Genomic DNA, 964 nt, shown 5'->3' with positions numbered 1-964 from the left:
CGAGGCCATCCGCGACGGCTGGTTCGCCACCGGTGACCTCGGTTCGCTCGACCAGGACGGCTACCTGACGATCACCGGTCGCGCCAAGGAGATCATCGTCACCGCCGGCGGCAAGAACGTCTCGCCGTCGCAGATCGAGGACCTGCTCTCGTCCGATCCGCTGATCAGCCAGGCCGTCGTCGTGGGCGACAACCGCAACTACATCGCGGCGCTGGTCACCATCGACCAGGAGACCTTCCCGGCGTGGCGTGACAAGCACGGCAAGACCGGCGAGGTGGAGGACCTGCTCCGGGACGGCGACCTGGTGGGCGCGATCCAGGACGCCGTGGACCGGGCCAACAAGTCGGTCTCCCGCGCGGAGTCCATCCGTAAGTTCAAGATCCTCGCGGCCGAGTTCACGGTGGAGAGCGGCGAGCTCACCCCGACGCTCAAGCTCAAGCGCAACATCGTGCACGACCGCTTCGGCAGCGAGATCGAGTCGCTGTACACCGACGCCTGATCCACCGACCGTGCGAGCGCCCGGGCCCGGACGGGGTCCGGGCGCTCTCGCATCCGCCCGATCAGGCGTACATGCCCTCGATCTGCCCGGCGTAGTGCTCCGCGATGACGTGCCGCTTGACCTTGAGGGTCGCGGTCAGCTCGCCCGAGTCCTCGGTGAAGTCGCGGGGCAGTACGACGAACTTCTTGACGCCCTCGGCGTGCGAGACCTGCCGATTGGCATCGTCCACGGCGACCTGGATCGCGGCGCGCAGCTCGGGGTCGGTGACCAGGTCCTCGGCCGGTCGGCCGCTGTGATCGTTCTCCGCCGCCCAGTTCTCGAGCTCGACCTCGTCCACGGTGATCAGCGCGGAGACGAACTTACGGGCCTCACCGATGAGGACCGCGTGACCGACGAGTCGATGCGCCCGGATCGCGTCCTCGATCTGCCCCGGCGAGACGTTCTTGCCGCCGGCGGTGACGATGA

2 pseudogenes are annotated in these 964 nt (G+C 68.2%); one reads left to right on the top strand and one right to left on the bottom strand.

The annotated features are described in order from the left end of the window. Positions 1-499: pseudogene (locus AC3DEV_RS16680) on the top strand (long-chain fatty acid--CoA ligase); the annotation flags it as partial. A gap of 61 nt (positions 500-560) precedes the next feature. Here AC3DEV_RS16680 and AC3DEV_RS16675 read toward each other — a convergent pair. Further along, positions 561-964: pseudogene (locus AC3DEV_RS16675) on the bottom strand (long-chain fatty acid--CoA ligase); the annotation flags it as partial.

This window comes from Dietzia sp. IBK-p2-15D (assembly GCF_057773105.1).
Note: the sequence above shows the minus strand (reverse complement) of the source record. Positions and strands in the feature narration are given on the sequence as shown.